Source organism: Acidithiobacillus sp. (assembly GCF_023229925.1).
Classification (GTDB): Bacteria; Pseudomonadota; Gammaproteobacteria; order Acidithiobacillales; family Acidithiobacillaceae; genus Acidithiobacillus.
In genome coordinates this window covers 599,436-616,123 of sequence record NZ_JALNYM010000002.1, presented here as the reverse complement: position 1 = coordinate 616,123, position 16,688 = coordinate 599,436, and the positions used below count along the sequence as shown (strand labels likewise).

The following is a 16,688-nucleotide window of genomic DNA, read 5'->3' as shown; positions in this document are numbered from 1 at the left end:
GACCATAAAATACACAGACCCCAGAGACGGTTTAGCCGCTGGGGTCTGTGTGATGTTACTCAACAAGCATGCATATACGTCGAGACGTTAGCGCAACAATCCCTGTTCCCGCAAACGTTGCAGCGTCTTCAGACGGGCGATCTGCTCGAGCAATTCCGCCTGAGCGGCCGCATATTCCATCTGATCCGTCTGACCGGCCATCCGCGCTTCAGCAGCCTGCTTTGCGGCGATGGCTTTGGCTTCGTCAATATCCGTCGCGCGTTCTGCCGAGTCAGCCAGCACCGTCACCAGATTCGGCTGAATTTCCAGTACGCCGCCGTTGACGAACAAATACTCCGTCTCCGTACCGTGAATAATCCGCAACTCGCCGGGGCGCAGTCCGGTCAGCAGCGGTGCGTGGCGCGGCAGAATGCCGAGTTCGCCCATCTCGCCGGGGGCCACCACCATATCGGCGACCCCCGCGTAGATGCTGCCCTCAGCACTGACTACCTGCACATCTATGGTCATCGCCATGGCTTAGCCCTGCTGTAGTTTCTGGGCCTTGGCAATGGCTTCGTCGATGGTACCTACCATGTAGAAGGCCTGCTCGGGCAGATGATCGTACTCACCGGCCACGATCGCCTTGAAGCCACGGATCGTCTCCTTCAATGAGGCATAGGTACCGGGGCTGCCGGTGAACACTTCAGCCACGAAGAAAGGCTGCGACAGGAAGCGCTGAATTTTGCGCGCCCGAGACACCAGCAGCTTGTCGTCCTCGGACAGCTCGTCCATGCCGAGAATGGCGATGATGTCCTGCAACTCTTTGTAGCGCTGCAGCGTCCTCTGGCAGGAGCGGGCCACATCGTAGTGCTCCTGGCCGACGATCTGCGGGTCGAGCTGACGGCTGAAGGAGTCGAGCGGATCGAGCGCGGGGTAGATACCCAGCTCAGCGATCTGACGCGACAGCACCACCGTGGCGTCCAAGTGGGCAAAGGTCGTCGCCGGGGAGGGATCGGTGAGATCGTCCGCGGGCACGTAAACGGCCTGCACAGAAGTAATGGAGCCCACCTTCGTGGAGGTAATACGCTCCTGCAATTTGCCCATTTCTTCGGCCAGCGTCGGCTGATAACCCACCGCAGAAGGCATACGCCCGAGCAGTGCCGACACTTCGGTACCGGCCAGGGTGTAACGGAAGATGTTATCGATGAACATCAAAATGTCGCGACCTTCATCACGGAAGTGCTCCGCCATGGTCAGGCCGGTCAGCCCCGCGCGCAGGCGATTGCCGGGTGGTTCATTCATCTGCCCGTAAACCAGCGCGACCTTGTCCAACACGCCGGAATCGGTCATTTCATGGTAAAAGTCATTGCCTTCACGGGTGCGCTCACCGACTCCGGCGAACACCGAGTAACCGGTGTGCTCGATAGCGATGTTGCGGATCAACTCCATCATGAGCACTGTCTTGCCCACGCCAGCGCCACCGAAAAGGCCGACCTTACCGCCCTTGGCGAAAGGACAGACCAAATCGATGACCTTGATGCCCGTTTCCAGTACCTCGGTGCTTGCCGCCAGCTCGTCAAATGTCGGTGCCGGACGATGTATGGCCTTGCGCTCCTCCGTCTGTACCGGACCCTTGCCATCCACGGGATCACCAAGGACGTCCATGATACGGCCCAGCGTGCCATGGCCCACCGGCACGCTAATGGGCGCACCGGTACGCTTCACGGCCAGACCGCGCTTCAGCCCTTCGCTGGGACCCATGGCAATACCGCGCGCCACGCCGTCACCCAACTGGGCCTGCACTTCGATGGTCAGGTTTTTGTCGCTGACCACGATAGCTTCCATAATCTCCGGGACCTGCCCGCGAGGAAAGGCCACGTCGATCACCGGCCCGATCACCTGGACGATATGGCCGACGGCGTTTTCTTTAGCAACCGCTTCGCTCATGATTTAACCCTCAAAAATTCCAAAAATGCTATGCACAATCGTCAGACCGCCGCCGCACCGGCGCTGATCTCTGCGATTTCCTGAGTAATGGCTGCCTGGCGCGCCTTGTTGTAGGCCAACTGCAGGTCGCCCACCATGCGCTTTGCGTTATCCGAGGCATTTTTCATGGCCACCATGCGCGCGCTCTGCTCACAAGCCAGATGCTCGATGACCGCCTGATACACCACTGATTCCACATAGCGCTGCAGCAAGCGATCCAATACCGGACGGGCTTCGGGCTCGTAGATGTAATCCCACGTCTCCGCGCGTGGCTCCGCGAGCACTTCAGGCTTTTCCACCGGCAGCAACTGTTCGACCGTGGCCTGCTGCAACATCGTGTTCACGAAGCGGGAGGAGACCAGGTACACCACGTCGACCTCACCCTTGGCGTAAGCATCGGCCATCGCCCGGATGGGTCCGATCATGTCGGCCAGATGCGGCTTGTCACCCAATCCGTTGAGCTCTGCGACCAGATGGGCGCCGTGACGCCGCAGGAAGCCCAGCCCCTTATTGCCCATGACCGCGAGATCAGAGCTGATCCCCTGTTCGTGGAGATCGTGCATCCTGTGGACGACGTTACGCAGCACGTTTACATTGAGCGCGCCGCAGAGGCCACGATCCGTGGTCACGACGATAAAGCCCGCCTTTTTGATAGGACGCACCTGCATCAACGGATGTTCGTACTCGGGATGTGCCTGCGCCAGATGTCCCAATACCTCACGAATTTTCTCCGCATAGGGACGGGCGGCGCGCATCCGCTCCTGCGCGCGCCGCATCTTGCTCGCAGCCACCATCTCCATGGCACGGGTGATCTTGCGCGTGTTTTTAACGCTCTTGATCTGCCCGCGGATTTCCTTGGCATTGGCCATGCTACTCTCCTAGTACGTCGAGCTGGACTTGAACTGCTTGACCGCCGCGTCGAGCTGCTTCTTGAAATCGTCCGTCAGCTCTTTTTTCTCTTCAAGCCCGGCCATCAGGTCCTTGTTATTGCTGTGTAGGTAAGCCAGAAGTGCCTTCTCGAAAGGCCGCACATTGGCCACTTCGACGTCATCCAGCGCACCACTGCTGGCTGCGAAGAGCGCCACGGACTGCTCGGCCACCGACATGGGGGAAAACTGGTCCTGCTTCAACAACTCGGTGACACGCTTGCCACGCTCGATCTGCTTGCGGGTGATTTCATCCAGATCTGAAGCAAACTGCGCAAAGGCTGCCAGTTCACGATACTGCGCGAGATCCAGACGAATGCCGCCGCCCAGCTTCTTGATGATCTTGGTCTGTGCCGCGCCACCCACCCGCGATACCGACAAACCGGCGTTGATAGCCGGACGGATACCGGAGTTAAAGAGGTCGGTTTCCAGATAGATCTGGCCATCGGTAATGGAAATCACGTTGGTGGGCACGAAGGCCGAGACGTCACCCGCCTGGGTTTCGATGATGGGCAAGGCGGTCAAAGAACCGGTTTTGCCCTTCACTTCGCCGTTGGTGAACTTCTCGACGAAATCGGTGTTGACGCGCGCCGCACGCTCCAGCAAACGAGAGTGCAGGTAGAACACATCACCCGGATAGGCCTCGCGGCCGGGCGGGCGGCGGAGCAACAACGAAATCTGGCGATAGGCCCAGGCCTGCTTGGTAAGATCGTCATACACGATCAGAGCATTCATACCGCGGTCGCGGAAGTATTCGCCCATGGTGCAGCCGGCGTAAGGCGCCAGATACTGCATGGCGGCGGACTCCGACGCGTTGGCGGCGATCACCGTAGTGTACTCCATCGCGCCGTATTCTTCGAGCTTGCGCACCACGCCAGCGACGGTCGAAGCCTTCTGACCGACGGCGACATAGATGCACTGCACATCCTTGCCCTTTTGATTGATGATGGCATCGATAGCGACGGCAGTCTTGCCGGTCTGGCGGTCACCGATAATCAGTTCACGCTGACCACGACCAATCGGCACCATGGCGTCGATGGACTTCAGACCCGTCTGCATCGGCTCGTCGACACTTTGGCGGTCGATCACGCCGGGGGCAATCTTTTCGAGGACGTCGTATTCCTCGGTGTCGATGGGGCCTTTACCGTCGATGGGCTGGCCCAGGGCATTCACCACGCGCCCAAGCAGCGCCCTACCGATGGGAACCTGCATGACCTTACCGGTACATTTGACGACGTTGCCCTCTTCAAGGCCGGAGAACTCGCCGAGCACTACCGCGCCGACGTTATCCTGTTCCAGGTTCATGGCCAGCGCGAAACGGCCGCCGGGGAGCTCCAGCATTTCACCGTACATCACGTCTTCCAGACCGTGAATGCGGAGAATACCGTCACTCAAGCTGATGATGGTGCCCTGCGAGCGCGTCTCGACACGGCCTTCAAAGCCGGCGATCCGTGCGCGGATCAGTTCACTGATTTCCGATGGATTCAGTTGTTGCATACTATTTCCTCAAGACTTAGCTGCGAAGGGTTCGGGCAAGTTGCTGCACTTGTCCACGCACGGAAGCATCTATGGTGAGATCACCCGTATGAATAACCAGGCCACCAATCAAGGCGGCGTCCACCGATTCCCGGAACGCGACTTTGCGACCGGCAAAACGGCGCTCCAGCGCCGATTGCACGACCGTTTTCTGATTGGCGTCCAGGGCGATGGCGCTGGTGACCAGAACGTCGACAATGCCTTCTGCGTGACGCAGGGCTTCACCGAAAAGCGTGCCGATCTCGGCCGTCGCGGGCCAACGATCATGGTGGATCAACAGGGTCAGGAATGCCTCCCAAGCCTTGCTATCCACCTTTACTGGCGCTGCACTGAGCAGCGCCACTTTTTCGGCTTCAGCACGCTCGGGATCATTCAGAAAAGCCTGCGCCTGCGCATCCGCGATCATCGCGGCAAGAACTTGCAGGGCGTCCGCCCAAGCCTGTTCCTGACCACTCTCTTTCGCCAAACCATAAAGCGCCTCGGCGTAGGGGCGCGCCACCGTGATCAGATCGGCCATGGGAGTCTCCTCACAATTGGCCGACCATGCGGTCGATGATGTCGCGATGGGCCTTATCGTCGATTTCCCGATGCAGGATGCGCTGGGTGCCGTCGACCACCAGCTCCACCACCTGACCGCGCAACACTTCACGCGCCCGGTTGGTTTCGACGTCGATTTCAGCGCGCGCACCGGCGATGATGCGATCCGCCTCCTCACGCGCTTTACCCTGTGCTTCTTCACGCAACTCCACACCACGACGCTCGGCGTTGGCGATAATTTCTGCCGCCTTTTCCTTGGCTTCACGGAGCAGATCTGTCGCACGCTTCTGCGCCAGGGTCATTTCTTCCTTACCGCGCTCCGCTGCTGCCAGACCATCGGCAATTTTTGCGCGACGCTCATCCATGACCTTGCGCAAAGGACCATACATATACTTGTACAACAGCGCCACCAGGATGGCGAAGGTGATCAACTGAATGATCAGTGTTCCATTGATACCTACTGGATTCATGACTACCTCACTTGCAAGTGGGCCGGCTCAGCCGGCCCAGCATCAGCCCAGGAACGGGTTGGCGAAGAGGAACCAGAAACCGAAGGCCAGAATAATGAAGGGGAAAGACTCCATCAAACCGGCAAAGATGAAGGTATTCACCAGCAACTGCGGGCGCATTTCCGGCTGACGGGTGATGCCTTCAATGGTCTTGGAGGTGATAAGGCCCCAACCAATGGCAGAACCCAGACCAGCGGCGCCAAAAATGATACCTACGGCAATGGCAGTAGCAGCAACAATGATGGTATGTGCGTCCATGATAACTCCTTACAAGTGTCGCAAAGTGGAATAATAAACTTGTTAATGATCCTGCATATTCGCCATGCCGAGGTAAACTACGGTCAGCACGGTAAAAATAAACGCCTGCAGGATAATGATTAAACTTTCGAACAAGGACCAGACCTCGCCCATAACCAGCTCGCCCCACCACGGCAGCATGGCCAGCAGCAGGAAAACCAGCTCACCGGCGAACATGTTGCCGAAAAGTCGCAGACCAAGGCTCAACGGCTTGGTGATCTCTTCGATCAGCGACATGATGATATTCATCGGCGCCAGCCAGATACCGAAAGGATGGGTCAGATAGGTCTTGAAGTAGGAGAACCCCTTGACACGCAGATTGGTCGCTATCATGAGCAGGAAAATCGCGATAGCCACACCCAGCGTCGTATTTAAATTGACGGTCGGGGTCATACGGAACTCCGTGATCCCAAACCAGTGCGCGACCATACCGGGCAGGTAGGCGGGGATGACATCCAGGCTGTTCATCAACAGAATCCAGAGAAAAACCGTTATCGCGACGGGCGCGATCAAAGGATCTTTGACAGGGAAACTGCCTTGCACCAGGTCATCGATGAAGTCGACCACGCCCTCCAGCCAGTTTTGCATGCCGCTCGGGGCGCTGGTCTGCAAACGTGAACCGACCACCATGGCGGTGATGACCAGAACGGCGGCCATGACCCAACCCATGACGATAGTGTCGAGATTAAAGGTCCAGAAGCCTTCGCCGACGGACCAGTTTACGAGGTGATGGGCGATATCGCCTGATGCCACGCTTAACTCCTTTGCCTGGAACGTTCCCGCACCAGAAATGCCAAAAATACGAAATGGGTCAGCAAGAATCCGGTGACCAGCCCGATAACCGGCAAGCGCAGCCAGAATATTGCAAAAATCAGTCCGAGGATGGTGATAATCCAGCGCTGCAACACCGCTCCGCCCAAGCGCCGTGCAGCGCGTTGCGTGGAGACGGGGAGCGCGATAAGGCGTCCACCCAAAATGAGCATATTGATTACGCTCAAAAATGCAGCAAAGAGCACTGCGTAGGCTTCTTCTCGCCCCCAGCGCCACGCCACTATGGCAGCCAGCAGCAGGGCCAGCGTCAACACTGTTGCAGTCACTCGCCCAACATAGGACGAAAAATTCACCATCCCCGTTTGTTTTTCTTGCTCTTTCAACGGGCGGGTCTTGAGTACGCGCAGAGTCTAAACAGGCTGGTGCAGCCCGTCAAGAGCGGAATATCAGCTTTCATCATCATCGAGCGACACGCCCAGGCGCTGAAAAAGCACCGCCTCCTGTTCTGGATCGTCCCAGCGAATCCGTAACTCGCCGCCCCGTCCTTGCGCACGCAGGTCGACGGACAACCCCAGACGCGCACCAATCCGGGCGGAAAGCGCCGCAATATTGGGGTCCGACTCTGCCTGAGGCGGCTTGACCCGGCCTTCGGCCTGCACCAGACGTTCAGTGGCCCGCACACTCAGGGCTTCACGGACGACTCTATCCGCGATCCGCACCTGGCGCTCCTCGGATAACGTGAGCAGCGCCCGGGCGTGGCCAGCACTGAGCGCCCCATTTTCGACATGGAGATGGAGGTCTGGACAGAGACGCAATAGACGCAACTGGTTGCTGATGGCAGCGCGGGAACGACCGAGGGATTCGGCCAGCGCTTCGTGGCTAAGGCCGAACTCGTCGAGCAGGCGTTGCAGGGCCTGCGCTTCTTCCAGAGGATTGAGGGCCTGACGCTGAATATTCTCGATAATGCCAATGGCAAGAGCTTGTTCGTCACTGCATTCACGGACCACGGCGGGGATGTGCGCAAGGCCAGCCAACTGCGCGGCGCGCCAGCGGCGTTCCCCAGCGATAATCTCATAACGGCCACCGCCGATGGTACGAATGACAATGGGTTGCACTACTCCCTGGCTACGGATGGAGGCGGCGAGCTCTTCCAGGGAGTCGTCGCTGATCAAACCGCGCGGCTGGTAGCGTCCACGTTGCAAAAGGTCGATAGGGACGTCACGCATGGCACCGCGCACCGCCTCTTCGCTGGCGAAGAGGGCATCCAACCCGCGTCCGAGACCAACCCGCTTCACTCCACCCACTCGCGGCGTAAAAATTCGGCGGCGACCCCCTGATAGGCCCGCGACCCGGCACAGGCGGGATCATATTCCAACGCCGCGCGGCCAAAACTGGGGGCTTCGGCCAGGCGGATATTGCGGGGAACTACCGTACTATAGAGCTTGTCCGGGAAATGACGCTCCAGCTCCAGCCCCACTTCGGAGGAGAGACGGTTGCGGTTGTCGAACATGGTGCGCAACAGGCCATGCACTTCGAGCTGGGGGTTGAGCTGAGCACGCACCCGGCGCACGGTGCCAAGCAATTGAGTCAGGCCTTCAAGGGCATAATATTCGCATTGCATGGGGATCAGGACGCTATCCGCGGCGACCAATGCGTTAATGGTCAGCATACTGAGCGCCGGCGGACAGTCGATCAGCACATATTCGAAGTTACGCACCGGGGCCAAGGCATTTTGAAGATGCCGCTCACGGTCTGGCCGGCCATAAAGCTCAACCTCCGCCCCAGCAAGATCGGGGCTGGAGGGTGCGAGAAACAACCCCGCCGGAGAGGCATTCAACAGCACCGCGCTGAGGGGCAATTCGCCCAGAAGGACGTGGTAAATGCTCGACACCGCGCTGCCGCCGAGACCGAGGCCGGTAGTGGCGTTGGCCTGAGGGTCGAGATCGATCAGGAGAACACGCTTGCCCACCTGGGCCAGTCCGGCGGCCAGATTGACGGCAGTGGTGGTCTTACCCACCCCTCCCTTTTGATTGGCAATAGCGACGGTGCGCATGGTGACTGGTCGGACTTCCATCTTCGACAATGACTTTTCTTAGAATACCCCGTAGCAGCGCAGGGGGCTAGGGCGTGGTTACCGATACACGCCAAGAAAGCAGCAGACGGGGCGGCAGGTCGGGGATAACGAGGTCCTGATGCGTGATGTGGAGGGTGGCGGCACGGCGCCAATCGGCTAACTCTGCCTCGACACCCGGACCTTTGTGGGCAAGCACCTGCGTGTGCGGGCCCTGTAAGTGCCGGGTCATGGCGTCGAGACGTGCCAATGGCGCGGTGGCGCGACTGACAATCACCTCTGGCAGAAAATCGGGGTGGTAGTCTTCGCTGCTCTGTGCAGCAACTCGGACGTTGGTCAACCCCAGGTCAGCGATGACGTGACGGAGGAAAGCCACCCGCTTGGCGGCAGGCTCCACCAGCGTAAAGGCTTGCGCCGGACGGCAGATGGCGAGGGGGATACCTGGCAATCCGGCGCCGCTGCCGATATCTGCCACCGCACCTTCCGGCAAGAAGGGTAGCACCGCCAGACTGTCCAGCAGATGGCGGGCCACCATCTCCAAAAGATCGCGCACCGCCGTTAGGTTGTGTGTCGCATTCCAGCGCTGCATAAGAGCGAGATAACGAATCAGCAGGTTACGCTGCTCGGCATCAACCCGGTCGAGGCCGAGAGCCGCCAGCCCGGCATTCAGATGGACGCGCAGGTCTTGCGAGGACACCTCTGGCCGGGCCATCGAATCAGTCAACCTGCTGCAGACCGCGACGTTTCACGTGAATCAGAAGCAGGGAGATGGCAGCCGGGGTCACTCCAGGGATACGGCTGGCCAAACCGATGGTCTGCGGACGCTGTCGGGTGAGACGCTGCATCACTTCGGTAGAAAGTCCTCGCACTGCGGCGTAGTCCATGTCGGCAGGGATATGCGTGCCCTCCCAGCGCGCGGCGCGGATGATCTCATCATGCTGGCGGGCGACATAGCCGGCATATTTGCATTCGATCTCCAGTTGCTCGCGGGCCTGAACGTCGCCGCACGGAGCGAGGTCGAGCACCTGGAGCAGGCTGGCGTAACCCCAGTCGGGGCGGCGGAGGAGATCGAGCGCGGTGACATCGCGGGAGAGCGGCTGAGCCATCTTCGCCGCAATACGCTCGGCGATGGCGCTGCCGGGATGGATGCGTAAGCCTTCGAGGCGGTTGCGCTCCGCTTGCACCGAGTCCTGCTTGACACTGAAGGCCGTCCAGCGCGCGTCATCGACCAACCCCAATGCCCGGCCATGGGGAGTCAGACGCAGATCGGCGTTGTCCTCCCGCAGTTGCAGGCGATATTCGGCGCGACTGGTGAACATGCGGTAGGGCTCATCGAGTCCACGGGTAACAAGATCATCCACCATCACCCCCAGATAGGCTTCGTGGCGACCGGGCGTCCACGCCGCGAGTTCGCGCGCGCGGCGGGCGGCGTTGACTCCGGCGAGCAGCCCCTGCGCCGCGGCTTCTTCATAACCAGTGGTGCCGTTGATCTGGCCGGCGCAGAACAGACCCGGCAAGCGCTGGCTTTCGAGGCTGGGATGAAGGTCGCGGGGATCAAGATAGTCGTACTCGATGGCATAACCGGGACGCAGGAGGACGGCATTCTCCAGGCCACGCATGCTGTGCACCAGCTCCACCTGCACCGTAAAGGGCAGACTGGTGGAAATGCCGTTGGGATAAACCTCGTGGGTATCCAGCCCCTCCGGCTCCAGAAATATCTGGTGCGCGCTCTTGTCGGCGAAGCGCACGACCTTGTCCTCGATGGACGGGCAATAACGTGGGCCCACCGACTGGATATGACCGCCATACATGGCCGACTGGTGCAGGTTCGCGGCGATGATCTCATGGGTGCGGACGTTGGTGTGGGTGATGTGACAGGGCCGCTGGGGGACTTCGATGCGCGACGTCATGAAGGAGAAAGCGGGCGGCGGGGTATCGCCAGGCTGCGCCTCCAGCACGCTATAGTCGATGCTGCGACCGTCGATACGCGGCGGGGTACCGGTTTTCAGCCGCGCTACCGGGAAGGCCATCGCGCGCAGGCGCTGGGCGAGGGCGTTGCTGGGCGGATCGCCAGCCCGGCCTGCGGCGTAGTTCTGGTCACCCATGTGCACCCGGCCCCCGAGGAAAGTCCCCGTGGTGAGGACGACTTGGGCGGCACGCAGCACCAGTCCGGTTTCGAGGATGACGCCCGCGAGATGATCACCTTCCATGAGCAGATCGCCGACCATGCCCTGGAACAGTTGCAGGGCGGGGAGGTCTTCGAGCAGGCGACGCACCGCGCGTTTGTAGAGGCTGCGATCCGCTTGGGCGCGGGTGGCGCGCACCGCCGGACCCTTGCTGGCGTTGAGGGTGCGGAACTGGATGCCCGCCTGATCGATGGCGAGGGCCATGATGCCGCCGAGCGCATCGACTTCTTTGACCAGATGACCTTTGCCAATGCCGCCGATGGCCGGATTGCAGGACATCTGGCCGATGGTATCGAGATTCTGGGTGAGCAGAAGCGTGCGCACGCCGAGACGGGCGGCTGCCGCAGCCGCTTCCGTCCCGGCGTGACCGCCGCCGACTACGATGACATCGAATGGGTTTTGCATGGCGGGATTATCCGCGTTTCCGTCGGGTTTTGGCAATTTCCCCCGCCATAAACCCCTCAGTGCTCATGCCGGATGCGCGGCAGCAGTTCGCTGAGGTTGCAGGGGCGGTGCCGGATATCCAGTTGCGGGACGATAATGGCCTCCATGCCGAGGCGGACGCCGCCAGTGGAACCGGGGAGAAGGAAGACGATGGTGCCGTCGCAGATCGCGGCTTCGGCGCGGGACTGGATGGTGCTGGTGCCGATCTCCTGAAAGGAGAGCATGCGGAAAAGTTCGCCGAAGCCGGGGATAGGCTTGCTGATGAGGGGGGCGAGGGCTTCGGGAGTGACGTCGCGGCCGGTGACGCCAGTGCCGCCAGTGGCGATGATCACGTCGACGGCGGGGTCGGCAATCCAGTCACGCATTTGCGCGCGCAGGGTTTCGGCATCATCGGGGATGATCTGGCGGGCGGCAATCTGGTGTCCGGCCTGGCTCGCGAGCTCGGCAATTTTGTCGCCGGACTTGTCGGTTTCCGGCGTGCGGCTGTCGGAGACCGTAAGGATGGCAATGGCGAGGGGTAAAAAGGCTTTGCTTTCGGGTAGCTGCTGCGCATTGCTCACGACGGTATTCCCTTTACAGGATGACAGAAAGTCCAGTATAAGAGGCTCCGTCCTGCGGTCCAAGGGTCACGGTGTGCGGCGCTCTCCATAAACGCCGTTTCCGGATGCTGGCACCGAAACAGCCTGCTTCTGATCAGGAGAGCGTCATGGATGTGTCCCTGCCAGCAGATCCGCACCATATCCCCGCATCAAGCTCCGCGCTGGTGAACGAGGGCGGCTGGCAACATCTCACGGCGCCGCGCTTAGCGGATTGGGAACGGGCGGGACAGTTGGCAGACGACTGGGATTTTGCCCAGGACATTCTCGATCCCGATGAACGCTCCTGGCTGCGCCGCGATGGCGAACGCGTCTTCATCACCTTGCAATTCCCGGTAAAAGGCAATGACGCGGATGCCGATAGTTGGGAACAGCGGCCCCTGGGCATTATCCTGCAAGGGACCCGGATTTCCACGGTGCTGGCCCGGGATTTTGCGCCATTATCGCCTTTTTTTGAGCAAATGGAGCATCTTTCCAGCCCACCGGAAAGTGTCGAAATTCTCGCCGCCATCCTCAAGATTCTGGCGCAGAGCTACGAAGATGCCCTGCACCAACTCAATGCCGCCATCCACGATAACGAACAGCAACTGGACTGGACCCAGAGCAATGGCGACTTTTTCACCCTGTTGGAGATCAGCAAAAGCCTGACCCGCTTTGAGGTGGCGCTGGTCGGCAATATTGCGACGGCCTTCAAGATTTCCCGTTTGCCGGAAATCCGCGACGACCTGCCGGCCACCCAGCAGATCGACACCGCTCTGCTGGAATTGCAGGTGGCCCATGAGCGGGCGCGGGTCTACGCCGGGACCAGCACGTCGATGATGGACGCCTACGCAGGCATGGTGCAGAACAACATCAATCATGGCCTGAAGGTGGTGACTGTGCTGGCCATGATCTTTTATGTGCCGAGCCTGCTGGCGACCCTCTACGGGGTAAATACGACCCTACCGTTTCAGAAGACCGGTTGGATTTTTTGGGTCGTGCTGAGTCTGGGAGCGAGCATTTCTACGGGACTGGCACTGATTTTCAGGCGGAAGGGCTGGATATGAACGAGCTGACGGACGCACGGAGGGGTCGGAATGCTGCATTGGTTTAATGAAAAGACGGATGCTGAACTGAAAGTCACCGCGGACTTCCAGTGGCCGCCGACCGCAACCTGGATTCAGGTGGTGGCGCCGACGGCTGCGGAGCTGGATTTTGTCGCCAAGCATTTGCAGGTGCCGGACTACCTCTTTCAGGACGTTTCCGATGAGGATGAGCGCCCGCGTCTGGAGCGGGAGGGGGATATCGCCCTGATCATTCTCAAGGTGCCCGCCCCCATGCGGGCAGATGCCGAATTGCGCTTCCGTACTCTGCCCGTGGGGCTCTGGCTCCTGCCCCAGCAGATGGTGACGGCCAGCGCCCAGCCCCTCGCCCTCTGGGAGGAGCTGCGCGGACAGCGCCAGCGCGGCAAGGCACTGCATGTGCGCGGGCTATTGGCGGAGATTTTTCAGGCCATCGCTAGGGACTATCTGCGCGCCCTGCGCATCATCAATGCCGAAATTGCCGCCACCGAGAAAATCCTCCGCGACTCCCAGAATAACCGGGAGTTTTTCCGCCTGCTGGCCCTCAACAAGAGCCTTATCCTCTTTTCTTCCGCACTCAAAGGTAATATTTCCGTCGCGCAGCAGACCATGCGGCTGCCGCTGCTCAAGCAGGACGAGGGCGATCTGGAAGACATCGCCGATGCCCTCATCGATCTTCAGCAGGCGCGGGACATGACCGAAATTTACGCCTCCACCATTACCAATATGATGGATGCCTACGTCGGCGTGCTGCAGAACAATATCAGCAACACCCTGAAAATCATCACGGCCTGGACCGTGGTCGTGGCGGCACCCGCGACGGTGGCGAGCATCTACGGAATGAACGTACCCCTGCCCCTGCAACATTGGACCTATGCGTGGCCCGTGCTTATGGGGGGCGGATTTGCGGTATCCGGGATGCTGTTCTTGATTTTTCGTAAGAAAGACTGGATCTGAGCGCGCGCCATGAGCTGCCAATTTTACGATAAGACCACAGGAGCCTGGATCGCGACCGAACGCTACACCGCAGACGGCCTTTTTCTGCTGACGCCGGAGCAGGTACATCGGTGCCCGCAATTGGAAGCCGCGCTGCGGCACTGCGTAGAACAACGTCTGTATTGTCACATCGACGAGATGACCCTGCGCCTGCCCGTAGCACTGCTGGAGGAAGATGCACAATTCGGCACGGTGGCGCGAATGGCGCACCTGACCCTGCACCATACGCCGCAAAGTCTCGCGATTCTGGGCGAGAAGGCGCTGATCCAGCCGTTGCAGCAGGACTGGCTGGGCGAGTTACGGCAAGCCGCTATGGATGAACTTCTGCAACGCGTACTGCTGAATGTCATCTATAGTCACGAGCGGGTAGCGCGGGTGCTGGTAGAGCGTTTGCAGACGCTGCGCATGGCCCTGAAAACCGCCATGGGCAACGTGGAACTGCGGCAGATTGTCGCCCTGAATCGTGACCTTGGCGAACTGGTTATCGCCCTGCGGGAAACGGGCCTTATTCTCCGCGATGCGTTGCGCGCCACACCCGGTGAGTCGCCGGTCTATTCCTTGCTGGACGCGGCGTTACGCGAGCAGCATCGCATAGAGGACAGCGTGAATCTGATTCATGAACGCTATCTGGCCGTGACCAATGCCTATAATGGCATCATCCAGAACAATGCCCATACCGTGATGAAGGTCATGACGGTATGGCTGGCCCTGCTCATGATGCCGATCGCCTTTATCATGCCCTGGCACATGATGACGCCGCTGCCTCTTGAGCATTGGCATTATCTCTGGTTCGGATTACTCGCCTATGTCTTTGGCGTGACGTGGCTGTTCGCGCGCTGGGCACGTAAACACGGCTTTTTTTCCATGTGAGGACAGCTCCATGATGCGCATCACCCGCGATTCTCTGCTGTCCGGCAACGCCAACTGGCGGAGTTGGATGGCGTTGGTCGCCCCCTCGGCCAACGAGCTGACGCAGGCGGCGACGACCCTGGATATCCCCGAGAGCTTTCTGCGCAAACGCCTGGAAGGCGCGGCGTCGCGCCCGCTGATCAAAGAGAAACGATTGATTTCTCTACAATTCCAGGTGCCCATGCCAGAAGCGGACGCAGCCGGACAATTCACGCTGGTGCCCCTGAGTTTGTATTTCGTACCCGGCTATTTTGTCACCCTGACCGAGCGGGAGATTCCCTTCCTGAGCCAACTGATCGATCCGCGGAAACCACGTAAGCGCTGGGAACTGGTCCTGCGCATCATCGCCGAAGTCACCCGCAATTATCTGCCCACCGCGCGTTCAGTGGCTCGGGAGATGGCCGTGGTGGAGCGGGATCTGCGCCAGGCCCAGCGCCATGACGTGGTATACCACGGCCTGGATATTAATGACCGCCTACTGGCGCTCGATCTGGGCCTGCTGCAACTGGAATATGTGGTCAGTGAAATCGGCCATTTCTTGCCTGTCGAGGATGCTGACTTGATGGAAATCCATGAAGACACGCGCATCGAGCTGTCCCAGGTGCGGGATCAGGTAGACAGTGACCAGGCGACTATCAGTGAATTGTTGGAATCGTATGCCTATGTAGTCCACAACAATGTAAACCACCTCTTCAAGTTCATGGCGGCGCTGATTATTCTCGCGACCATACCGCTCTTCATACCGGGAGCTGCGGCCATGAACGTGCCGTTGGGGCCCTTTCCGCACTGGCGTTACGGCTTTGACGTGGTGACGGGCGGGCTGGTGCTGGTGGAGGTGCTGACGGCCTGGGCGTTTTACCGCAAGGGATGGTTGCGGTTGGATTGACCGGCACGCGCTGCGCACGTGGTTGATTATTTTAGTATATGAATTTTTTCCGCACAGTTTCCTTTACGGCCCTCTTCCAGACTCCCCGCTGCAGGAAATTCATCCAGCTTATCCTGGTGAATGGTAATCCAGGCCTGGGTCAGGATAGTCCCTTGATGTTCCGTTTCATGGGTATGTCGACCCGGCGTTTCACAACGTAATTCCAGAGCATCCCCGTTTTTGATTTTGAAGCTTTCCGCGAAAGCATGAAGGATAGCGTTGCGAGAGACCCATTGGCCGCGATGATTCCGAATAAATGCCGTAAAGGACGTCGCATTGAACTTGTCCAGCAAATCCAGCTCCTTCGGAAAGAACTGCTGCGGAGTCTCACCGAAACAGGCGACGTGCTTGTAGTATTCATGACGATCCAGGCAGATGTTGGCCATAGGCATATGCGTGTATAAACGCTGATGCAACTGTGTCGGTAGATTCAAGGCGGGATTCGCGCAACTGTCCTTGGGCAAAGCGTGATTAGGATTAAACCAGTAACAACCATAGTGCCACCAGGTCGGACCGTTCATGCCGGAGGCCATCAATTTCTGGGGACGACTCGCCCAGAGGCCATGCATCGTCCATTCCCGATTGACTTTGGCTTCGGGCGAAAGATCTTTGCAAGCGGCGCCGGCATTGGTCCATGTGGCGCAAACGCCGGGATGCCACATGACCGCAAACGTGTAGTGATTGAAATCCTGCATATCGGCAGGCGTTGCTGCCGCAGCCACAGTGCCCGTGGTCGATAACATGAACAACAGGCCCAAACAAAGCAAATGCAGCTTGCTAAGACGCGAACGCATGGTAAGCACGGAATCTCCTGGACAGGTCAAGATTAAAAAAGCACGGGTGCAACATATGCAGCCACGGCATCCGGTATGCCGGCCGGCGCTCCCAGGCGCTGTGAACCGCTACATCGGAGTTATCGATTCCTCGCCCTTCTCCGCTGCCCAAGGTTCATGCGGCAC

The 16,688-nt window shown here is 59.5% G+C and carries 19 protein-coding genes; 4 read left to right on the top strand and 15 right to left on the bottom strand.

Going from position 1 to position 16,688, the window contains the following annotated elements:
* Positions 1 to 87: 87 nt before the first annotated feature.
* The 14 genes from M0P56_RS09475 to moaB form a co-directional block, all read right to left on the bottom strand.
* On the bottom strand, positions 88 to 513 hold the full coding sequence (locus tag M0P56_RS09475; RefSeq protein ID WP_291509799.1) for a F0F1 ATP synthase subunit epsilon: 426 nt from the start codon (positions 511 to 513) through the stop codon (positions 88 to 90).
* Positions 514 to 516: 3 nt separating this feature from the next.
* Complete coding sequence (gene atpD, locus M0P56_RS09470) at positions 517 to 1,926, bottom strand: F0F1 ATP synthase subunit beta (protein WP_291509798.1); 1,410 nt, start codon at positions 1,924 to 1,926, stop codon at positions 517 to 519.
* 41 nt (positions 1,927 to 1,967) lie between these two features.
* Positions 1,968 to 2,834, bottom strand: coding sequence for a F0F1 ATP synthase subunit gamma (gene atpG / locus M0P56_RS09465; protein ID WP_291509797.1), 867 nt, complete (start codon positions 2,832 to 2,834; stop codon positions 1,968 to 1,970).
* Positions 2,835 to 2,843: 9 nt separating this feature from the next.
* The gene (gene atpA, locus M0P56_RS09460; protein WP_291509796.1) at positions 2,844 to 4,388 is read right to left on the bottom strand and encodes a F0F1 ATP synthase subunit alpha; all 1,545 of its coding nucleotides are present in this window, start codon (positions 4,386 to 4,388) and stop codon (positions 2,844 to 2,846) included.
* 16 nt (positions 4,389 to 4,404) lie between these two features.
* Positions 4,405 to 4,944, bottom strand: a complete 540-nt coding sequence (locus M0P56_RS09455) for a F0F1 ATP synthase subunit delta (RefSeq protein ID WP_291509795.1) — start codon at positions 4,942 to 4,944, stop codon at positions 4,405 to 4,407.
* Positions 4,945 to 4,954: 10 nt separating this feature from the next.
* Complete coding sequence (atpF, locus tag M0P56_RS09450) at positions 4,955 to 5,434, bottom strand: F0F1 ATP synthase subunit B (RefSeq protein ID WP_291509794.1); 480 nt, start codon at positions 5,432 to 5,434, stop codon at positions 4,955 to 4,957.
* A gap of 42 nt (positions 5,435 to 5,476) precedes the next feature.
* The gene (gene atpE / locus M0P56_RS09445) at positions 5,477 to 5,731 is read right to left on the bottom strand and encodes a F0F1 ATP synthase subunit C (protein ID WP_009561114.1); all 255 of its coding nucleotides are present in this window, start codon (positions 5,729 to 5,731) and stop codon (positions 5,477 to 5,479) included.
* A gap of 42 nt (positions 5,732 to 5,773) precedes the next feature.
* The gene (atpB, locus tag M0P56_RS09440) at positions 5,774 to 6,523 is read right to left on the bottom strand and encodes a F0F1 ATP synthase subunit A (protein ID WP_291509793.1); all 750 of its coding nucleotides are present in this window, start codon (positions 6,521 to 6,523) and stop codon (positions 5,774 to 5,776) included.
* Between the two features lie 2 nt (positions 6,524 to 6,525).
* Entirely contained in the window at positions 6,526 to 6,924 is a 399-nt protein-coding gene (locus M0P56_RS09435; RefSeq protein WP_291509792.1) for a hypothetical protein, read from the bottom strand.
* A 63-nt stretch (positions 6,925 to 6,987) separates the two neighbouring features.
* Positions 6,988 to 7,836 carry a ParB/RepB/Spo0J family partition protein gene (locus tag M0P56_RS09430; protein WP_291509791.1) on the bottom strand — a complete coding sequence of 283 codons (849 nt, stop codon included), beginning with the start codon at positions 7,834 to 7,836 and terminating at the stop codon, positions 6,988 to 6,990.
* Positions 7,833 to 8,615 (bottom strand): ParA family protein, encoded by a 783-nt coding sequence (locus M0P56_RS09425; protein WP_291509790.1) that lies wholly within the window; start codon positions 8,613 to 8,615, stop codon positions 7,833 to 7,835. Before M0P56_RS09425 ends, M0P56_RS09430 begins: the two co-directional genes overlap by 4 nt.
* 46 nt (positions 8,616 to 8,661) lie before the next feature.
* A complete protein-coding gene (gene rsmG, locus M0P56_RS09420) occupies positions 8,662 to 9,336 on the bottom strand; it encodes a 16S rRNA (guanine(527)-N(7))-methyltransferase RsmG (RefSeq protein ID WP_291509789.1) in 675 nt (224 codons plus the stop codon).
* On the bottom strand, positions 9,329 to 11,203 hold the full coding sequence (gene mnmG, locus M0P56_RS09415) for a tRNA uridine-5-carboxymethylaminomethyl(34) synthesis enzyme MnmG (protein ID WP_291509788.1): 1,875 nt from the start codon (positions 11,201 to 11,203) through the stop codon (positions 9,329 to 9,331). Before mnmG ends, rsmG begins: the two co-directional genes overlap by 8 nt.
* A gap of 56 nt (positions 11,204 to 11,259) precedes the next feature.
* Entirely contained in the window at positions 11,260 to 11,802 is a 543-nt protein-coding gene (gene moaB / locus M0P56_RS09410) for a molybdenum cofactor biosynthesis protein B (protein ID WP_291509787.1), read from the bottom strand.
* Positions 11,803 to 11,948: 146 nt separating this feature from the next.
* On the opposite strand from moaB, the gene M0P56_RS09405 reads away from it, so the two are divergent.
* The 4 genes from M0P56_RS09405 to M0P56_RS09390 are packed head-to-tail and all read left to right on the top strand — an operon-like array spanning position 11,949 to position 15,690.
* Positions 11,949 to 12,884: a magnesium transporter CorA family protein gene (locus M0P56_RS09405; RefSeq protein WP_291509786.1), complete on the top strand. Its 936-nt coding sequence runs from the start codon at positions 11,949 to 11,951 to the stop codon at positions 12,882 to 12,884.
* A 30-nt stretch (positions 12,885 to 12,914) separates the two neighbouring features.
* Positions 12,915 to 13,856: a magnesium transporter CorA family protein gene (locus M0P56_RS09400; protein WP_291509785.1), complete on the top strand. Its 942-nt coding sequence runs from the start codon at positions 12,915 to 12,917 to the stop codon at positions 13,854 to 13,856.
* Between the two features lie 9 nt (positions 13,857 to 13,865).
* Positions 13,866 to 14,765, top strand: coding sequence for a CorA family divalent cation transporter (locus M0P56_RS09395; protein WP_291509784.1), 900 nt, complete (start codon positions 13,866 to 13,868; stop codon positions 14,763 to 14,765).
* 10 nt (positions 14,766 to 14,775) lie between these two features.
* Positions 14,776 to 15,690, top strand: a complete 915-nt coding sequence (locus M0P56_RS09390; RefSeq protein ID WP_291509783.1) for a CorA family divalent cation transporter — start codon at positions 14,776 to 14,778, stop codon at positions 15,688 to 15,690.
* 26 nt (positions 15,691 to 15,716) lie between these two features.
* On the opposite strand, the gene M0P56_RS09385 is transcribed toward M0P56_RS09390, so the two are convergent.
* The gene (locus M0P56_RS09385; protein ID WP_291509782.1) at positions 15,717 to 16,523 is read right to left on the bottom strand and encodes a ribonuclease I; all 807 of its coding nucleotides are present in this window, start codon (positions 16,521 to 16,523) and stop codon (positions 15,717 to 15,719) included.
* Positions 16,524 to 16,688 lie beyond the last annotated feature (165 nt).